We start from the raw sequence: 7,177 nt of genomic DNA, 5'->3' as shown, positions 1-7,177 counted from the left end.
GTGGAAATAAAATTGAGGTAATGCTGTAGCGCAGCATTGAATTTGATTGCCTAGAATGAAGTAACTTTTTTCTTGGGCTCGACAATATGAATGCACTTTCTTCGTGTGCTATAGCCGATGATACCGAATGTGCTGCGGCGATTGCTCAGGCATTGCTCGATGGTTTTAATCATCACTATGAGTTATTCCGTGCTGCTAGCATTGCTGCAAAAGTAAATTTTGAAATGGGCAATATTCTGGCGCAGCGTGATGCCGTTCGAAATCGGATTGAATTTTATGATGCGCGAGTATTAGAGAGTGTGGCTCGCTTAAAGCAAGAATTTGCTGCAGAAACTTTGTCTGATCAAGCGTGGCTGGCGGTTAAGCAGCAATATATTGCTTTGCTGCTAAAGCATAAACAAATTGAATTAGCGGAAACCTTTTTCAATTCTGTGTGCTGTCGCATACTGCACCGCACCTATTTTCACAACGATTTCATCTTTTATCGTCCCGCTGTTTCTACTGAGTATATCGAAGAAACTCAGGCTACCTTCCGTAGTTATTATGTGAATAACTTGGGATTAGCGGCGACTTTAAAACAAATTTTCACTGATTTCGCATGGAATTTGCCTTTTGTCGATTTAGATCGTGATGTGGCACGTATCTTGGCAGTGTTGCGACGCCATCTTGGTAAAAAATTAACGCCTGAATTTAATTCACAAATCCAAGTATTGTCTTCGCCGTTTTATCGCAATAAAGCCGCTTATATTATCGGTAAGGCCACGCATGGTGACACCGAGATTCCATTTGCGATTCCTTTATATCGTAACGAAGTTGGTGCTCTATATATTGATGCTGCTTTATTTGAAGTTGTGCATATTCGGCAGTTATTTTCATTGTCGCGCGCGTATTTTTTGGTCGATATGGAAGTGCCCTCGGCCTATGTGCAATTTCTGCATGATTTAATTCCGGGAAAGTCTCGCGCTGAGCTATATACGATGTTGGGCTTAGGAAAACAGGGTAAAACCATGTTTTACCGTGAGTTATTTCATCATTTGCGCCATTCTTCAGATCCTTTTGTGAGTGCGCCAGGTACTAAAGGGATGGTGATGATTGTGTTTACGCTGCCGTCATTTCCGTTTGTTTTTAAAATTATTAAAGACGTTTTTGCTCCGCCGAAAGAAGTGGATAGAGCCACGGTAAGGGCAAAGTATTTGCTGGTTAAGCAGCATGATCGGGTAGGGCGAATGGCCGATTCGCTTGAGTTTTCAAATGTGGCGCTGCCATTAGCGCGATTTGATTCTGAATTACTGGCAGAGATGCAATCATTGGCGCCATCGGTGATTGAAATTGATGGAGATACTGTGGTGTTTCGGCATATGTATATTGAATGCCGAATGAAGCCGCTGAACCTTTATATTGAGCATCGCCGTGATGCTGAGGTTGAGGCGGTAATTCGTGATTATGGCAATGCGCTGCGCGAATTGGCGATTGCCAATATTTTTCCAGGCGATATGTTATTTAAGAATTTTGGTGTAACACGGGCAGGGCGAGTGGTCTTTTACGATTATGACGAGATTGAGTATATGACTGATTGTGATTTCCGACGAATCCCGCCACCGCCGACACCCGAATTTGAAATGAGTGGCGAGACTTGGTTTAGTGGGAATAAGAATGAAGTTTACCCAGAAGAATTTGGTGGATTCTTGTTAGCGCGTGCCGATGTAAAAGCAGCTTTTAATAAGTACCACGCCGATTTGCTAACGCCTAAATTTTGGCAAGATACAAAAACTAGGATCAAAAATGGCATCATTGAAGATTTTTTCCCTTATCCACAGGCCTTACGATTTCCACAATCGTAATCACTTCACTGCGCGATGAGTAAGCCCCTTGCGAGGGGCTTTTTTGCGGGTCAGGAAAATCTATTTTTTGTTTCATCGCCGATGTACAGATGCTGCTAATCAGCTGATAATTCGCACCATTGATTGAATTTGCTATTGAGGATTTTATGTCGACAACCGTGTTGCCTCACCAACGTTTCCAGCTTAAGTCGTTTTCCTATTCTGCCTTGGACGCAGGCCCTAGCCTGATTGTATTGGGTGCAGTGCACGGTAATGAAGATTGTGGTACTAAGGCGATTCACCGTGTGATGGCAGAGCTGGATTCGGGTGAATTGCAGCTTTTACGTGGTCGCATTACTTTTGTGCCGATTACCAATCCTTTGGCCTATGAAAAAGTGCAGCGCAATGGTGATCGCAATTTAAATCGCAATCTGCGTATTACTGATGATCCCCATGATTTTGAAGATCGGATCGCTAATGCTCTCTGTCCGCTGCTAGCGGATCATGATGTGTTACTCGATTTGCACTCGACTAATAATCCGGGAGAGCCTTTCATTATGTTGGGGCCTGAGAATAACGACGGCGATTTGCAGCCGTTTGCCTTAGCTAAGGAAGAAGAAGCGCTGGCGGTGCGTTTAGGACCGCATCGGATTGTTGAGGGTTGGCTTTGTACTTATGCCGAAGGCGTTAAACATCGTTTGGCGTATACCCCGGTGTGCGAGCGCTCGCATTTGCTCAATACCGACCCAAGTTATGGTGTTGGCACGACCGAATATACGCGCGCGCATGGCGGCTATTCGCTGACTTTGGAGTGTGGTCAGCATAAAGATGCCTCATCGCCCGAGGTCGCATACCAAGGGATTCGCAATGCGATTGCTTGCTTGAACCTAGCCGATGTTCCGCCAGCCGTTGTCCAAACTGATTTGGAAGTGCTAAAGATTAGCCGCGTCATTGATCGCCACCATGCCGATGACGTGTTTGTTAAAACATGGGCTAGCTTTGATCCGGTTAAGGCTGGTGAGGTGATTGGTGCGCGCCACGATGGTACGTCTGAGGTAGCGCCGTGCGATGGCTTTGTGTTGTTCCCTAATCCAAGTGCAGTGCCCGGCAATGAGTGGTTTTACTTTGCCCAAGCTAGCGAGCGCAATGTTGGTGGCGTTCGGAAGTAAGTGACATATAGGTATCTTCCGCAAAATATTAGCTAACAAAGCTTTGCGGCAGATACCATGAGGATATCAGTGGTGTGCTAATGGGCTGACTTCTTTAGGTCTCGCTTGCAGCATGGCATTGTGCACCGCATCGTCTTGCAATCCGTGCCAGAATACGTGCGCAGCCACAACGTGGGTATGGTCATTAATCTGCTGCCAAGCTCGAACGGCATCGCTAGCAAGCTCATACATCAAAATCGATTTATGTGCTTCAATCGCTTGTGCTTCAGTGGTCATGCCAATTTCGCTCAGGTAGTGCAGCAGTTTGCTACGCGAATGGCTGGTGCGCTCATCCGTGGTGTCATAGGTTAAAAACACCACCGCTTGCGCCATTTCAGTCGATGCCATTCGAATGAAATCAACGCGTGACATAATATTGACGGTGCCATGTGGGATTTTGCTATTCATGATTTCATCCTCCGCTGAATTGATTTGATCCTCACGCCTCATTGGCAAAGGCGTATGATTCTTTCTAGCAGATTTTGTGGATTATTCTGTGAGTAAACCGTGTGTAGCCTGTTTATTACCGTGTATTGTTGGCGTTAGATAGTCGCCCTTAAGACAAAACAGCAGGCTTGGTCTGAATGATGAATTGGCTTGGGTATATCTATCAAAGCAATTTGAATTAATTCTTTGATAGATATACCCGATCTAATTAACGCTGTTGACTAGCGGCACGGAGTCGTTGAATTTGTCGTTCAAACAGACCGCGACGGATAAGCTCTAAGCGCAAAATATTTTGCAGTCGAGATGCCATTTGATAGAGATGGCTTTGTGGCATGGCTTGGTTTAATACTTCACCCGCTTCGGCCTCGATGGTAATCAGATCTTGGGTTTCTAAAGCTTTTGGATTCATGATTCAGCTCCTTGTCTTGCGTTGGATGCTATTTGAATAATGTGAGTATACAAAGATTGATTGTCCGCGCTGTGTAAGCTGATGTGCGGTTAGTTTTGATTTTAAGGTTTTGATTTGTAAGTATTAATTGATCGATTGATTTGTATTTACTGATTCGCCAAAAAACAATAGGTGTTCTTTATGCGCCGTTTGATTCGAGTTTCGTCATTGCTGTGGGGTATGCTGCTTTGCCTGAGTCTGCCCGTAAAATCCGCGTGTGTACCTGCGCCTCTTCCGCCTAGCGCCGCGGAAATTCAGCAACTGCAAGAAGCGGCTCGCGACCATGGCTTTTTGTGGAAAATCAGCAAAGACGGTCGCACATCTTGGCTCTATGGTTCGATTCATATCAACCGTTTGTCGGCGGCGTTCCCTGGCCCGAAAGTGCGGCAAGCGGTGCAGCAAAGCCAAGCACTGGTGCTCGAGTTGGATATGGCCGATCCTGTCACGCAAGCTAAATTAGCGCAGTTAAGCCGCCAAGGCGCTGGCCAAGTGCCAAACGCACTGAAAGGTCGGCTTAAAGCTCAATTAGATAAAGTCTGTTTACCTGAATCGATTGCGCAATCGATTCATCCGGCGCTGTTATTTGTAACGATGAGCGTATTAGGTTTGCGCGAAAGCGGCTACGAAGCGGCTTACGGTACGGAGTACATGCTTGCGGCCAGTGGCAAAAAGGTCATCCCGCTTGAAACGGCCGAAAGTCAAATGCAGGCCTTGCTGGGCGACGGTAGTGTGAGCGCGGCGGAATACGCCGAAGGATTGGCGCTAATTGAAAACAAAAATAGCCAAACGATGAGTATCAGATTGCTCGATGCATGGACTGAATCAGATTTGTTCACCTTAGAAAGTTTTGCCGACTGGTGCGACTGTATGAACACGCCCAAACAGCGCGCCGATATGCGGCGCGTGCTCGACGAACGCAATCCGCCAATGGCCGACAACATCGCCAAACTCCACAACCAATCTGCGCCGATTTTCGTCGCCGTTGGCAGCTTGCACATGATAGGAAAAAACGGCCTGCCTGCTTTATTGACGAAGCGGGGATTTAAGGTTGAGCGGGTGGGGTTTGATAATTAGGAGGTGATTGGAATTGGTTGAAATAATGCATCCGGCACAATAGTAAACCCTGGGCTGCACACTCTTAGCCAGCACTATTATGTTGGTTTGTTACGCGAGCTTTTCAAATTAAACCATCTGTGTTGGTTTCATTTTTGGACTCGCGTAGACGGGTCTATTGAGTGTTGGTTTGGGTAGGTTTTGGTAGTGATGCTAAGTATTTAGCTAGCTCATCACCCAACCAGAACTGTGGGTTAGAGTGCTCTAAATATTTATCTTTCTCTTTCTGTTGTATTTTCAGTTGCGTGTCTTGAAAAACCTCATTCCAATCGACTTTGCCACTAAACTCACGATTCTTCAGCAACTCAGTGCCAAAGTAAGTGTATCTATTTGTGGCATCACAGCCGAATGAACTGTGTGTTGCATCAGCGGCGGTCATAATCATCGTTTTGCTGTTTTTTAGCTCATCGGCAAATGAGCCTGAATAACATGCAGAAACAAAGACCATATTCCATGGCGTGTCAGCTTCTTTCAATGCTTGCTGAATCGAATAGGGAGATGCAATCTCCATACTTCCATTGTTTGGTTTAAAAACAAATCCTTGTTTCGTTCCATGTGAAACAAGATACAGCGCCAAAATATCTTCACTTCCATTCATCTTTTTTGACAGTTTATTCACTGCTCGTTGCAGCAGGAATGGCGTGACTTGTGGCAGTGTCTCGCGATCTTTGTTTGAATTACTCAACAATAAAATCCGATTTTTAGCATCGAAAGCAAGGCCTAATTGCTCTGCAGCCAAACGCATTTCATTACTAAATACTGCTGGAGCGTCAAAGCCCGCCACCACCACTAGAAAGACTTCTTTTTTACCGATCTCTCCCTGTGGCATTTGGCTTAACTGCTGTTCAATCAGCGCTTCAGACTCAACGCCAGTTTGTGGGGGCAAAGAAGTACACGCACAGAGTGTAGATAGCAGTAGTAAGGAATATAGGGATTTCATGTCGTGGGAAGGGGAAATTAGACATCACATCGTACATCTAAGTAAGTTTGGCGACAATATTTGTTTTGCTCATTTTGTACTTAATTTAGCGCCTTAGTTTGGGCTACGGTCTGCGCAGCCCAACGGTTACCGTGTATCGCGAGTATTGCTTTATAGAGTTTATTAATCAATGCTTGCAGTGAAATACCCATTCAATTGCACTGATGGGTCTCACTTCGACCCCCCCATCCTACTTCCGCTGAAACACCCAAACCCCCGCGCCCAATTCGGGTGGTAATACCAAGCGACTGAGGTTGCGCCGTTCTTGCCAGTCAAATAAAGTCTGCGCTTCGTAATCGCCCCAGTTGCCAGTGATAAAGCGCGAATGGCTGCCGATGACGATATAGGTTTGCACGCAGCGCTGGCGGAAGACTTGTTTTTCGAAGTGATTGCCCGCGGGTGGCCAGCAGCAGAGGACGACTTCGGGCTGCTGCTGCGCAATCGCGGTGCTGGCGTCGAGTTTTTGTACGTCGGCGGGGTAGTTGACGACTTTGCCCCAGCTAAAATCGTCGCAGGCTGTGATATCGACATTCTGTGCACGTAAAAAGCGGCTGAGTGTGCCGTCGCCAGCGGCGATTTCGAGGCAAGCGCGGTTGGCTATCACTTGCGCTAAACCTGCAATCAATTCCTTGCTGTAAAAGCAGTAAATCCCGCGTTTTTCAACGAGCGGCATTAGGAACTGTTTTTGCGTAATCAGCGGCCAAGTCCAGCGAAAACGCCGCATTGACACGGGTTTGCGAACCAAATCGCGCTCGAATAGCAGGCGCTGCATAATCAGGCCATTCCACAAATTAAAGCGCACTTTGCCTGCGCCAACGCCGGTGGCAGTCGAGAAGGCGTATTGGCGTAATGCCAGCTCGATCAACCGCTGCCGTTCTTGCTGCGTGACGAAATCGGCGTACGCGCGGCCATTTCTTTCGCCCGATAAAAACCGCGCATCGTGCGGTGCGCGAACGCGGACTTTTTCGACGATGGCTTTCAGTTCCGCTGGGTCGCGCCGCGCAAAAACGCCTTCCAGCTCGCTGCGCACACTCTGCCATGCGGCAGGGCAGGCGTCGATTAGCTCGGTAAAGCTAGGGTTGCGGTTTAGAAAAGCCAGTCGTTCTTCGGGGCTAAGCGGCATAGTGGGTCTTTTATCGATTGCGCTGCTCGTTTATAAGCG

General features: G+C 47.0%; 7 protein-coding genes. 3 read left to right on the top strand and 4 right to left on the bottom strand.

The genetic code is table 11. The features are described from left to right. The first annotated feature begins 86 nt into the window (after window positions 1-86). Together aceK and GM173_RS14110 are read left to right on the top strand one after the other, a co-directional pair. A complete protein-coding gene (gene aceK / locus GM173_RS14115) occupies window positions 87-1,841 on the top strand; it encodes a bifunctional isocitrate dehydrogenase kinase/phosphatase (RefSeq protein ID WP_203572030.1) in 1,755 nt (584 codons plus the stop codon). A 146-nt stretch (window positions 1,842-1,987) separates the two neighbouring features. Further along, complete coding sequence (locus tag GM173_RS14110) at window positions 1,988-2,989, top strand: M14 family metallopeptidase (protein ID WP_203572029.1); 1,002 nt, start codon at window positions 1,988-1,990, stop codon at window positions 2,987-2,989. A gap of 66 nt (window positions 2,990-3,055) precedes the next feature. On the opposite strand, the gene GM173_RS14105 is transcribed toward GM173_RS14110, so the two are convergent. Then, window positions 3,056-3,436, bottom strand: coding sequence for a hypothetical protein (locus GM173_RS14105; protein WP_203572028.1), 381 nt, complete (start codon window positions 3,434-3,436; stop codon window positions 3,056-3,058). A 247-nt stretch (window positions 3,437-3,683) separates the two neighbouring features. After that, window positions 3,684-3,884 (bottom strand): hypothetical protein, encoded by a 201-nt coding sequence (locus GM173_RS14100; protein WP_203572027.1) that lies wholly within the window; start codon window positions 3,882-3,884, stop codon window positions 3,684-3,686. A gap of 180 nt (window positions 3,885-4,064) precedes the next feature. Here GM173_RS14100 and GM173_RS14095 point away from each other — a divergent pair, with 180 nt between their 5' ends. Continuing rightward, window positions 4,065-4,997: a TraB/GumN family protein gene (locus GM173_RS14095; RefSeq protein ID WP_203572026.1), complete on the top strand. Its 933-nt coding sequence runs from the start codon at window positions 4,065-4,067 to the stop codon at window positions 4,995-4,997. Window positions 4,998-5,151: 154 nt separating this feature from the next. On the opposite strand, the gene GM173_RS14090 is transcribed toward GM173_RS14095, so the two are convergent. Together GM173_RS14090 and GM173_RS14085 are read right to left on the bottom strand one after the other, a co-directional pair. Continuing rightward, window positions 5,152-5,922, bottom strand: a complete 771-nt coding sequence (locus GM173_RS14090) for a C13 family peptidase (RefSeq protein WP_203572025.1) — start codon at window positions 5,920-5,922, stop codon at window positions 5,152-5,154. Between the two features lie 283 nt (window positions 5,923-6,205). Continuing rightward, window positions 6,206-7,138, bottom strand: coding sequence for a hypothetical protein (locus GM173_RS14085; protein ID WP_203572024.1), 933 nt, complete (start codon window positions 7,136-7,138; stop codon window positions 6,206-6,208). Between the last annotated feature and the right edge of the window lie 39 nt (window positions 7,139-7,177).

Source organism: Deefgea chitinilytica (assembly GCF_016881405.1).
GTDB lineage: Bacteria > Pseudomonadota > Gammaproteobacteria > Burkholderiales > Chitinibacteraceae > Deefgea > Deefgea chitinilytica.
The sequence above is the reverse complement of the archived record's forward strand: the minus strand, read 5'-3'. Positions and strand labels throughout refer to the sequence as shown.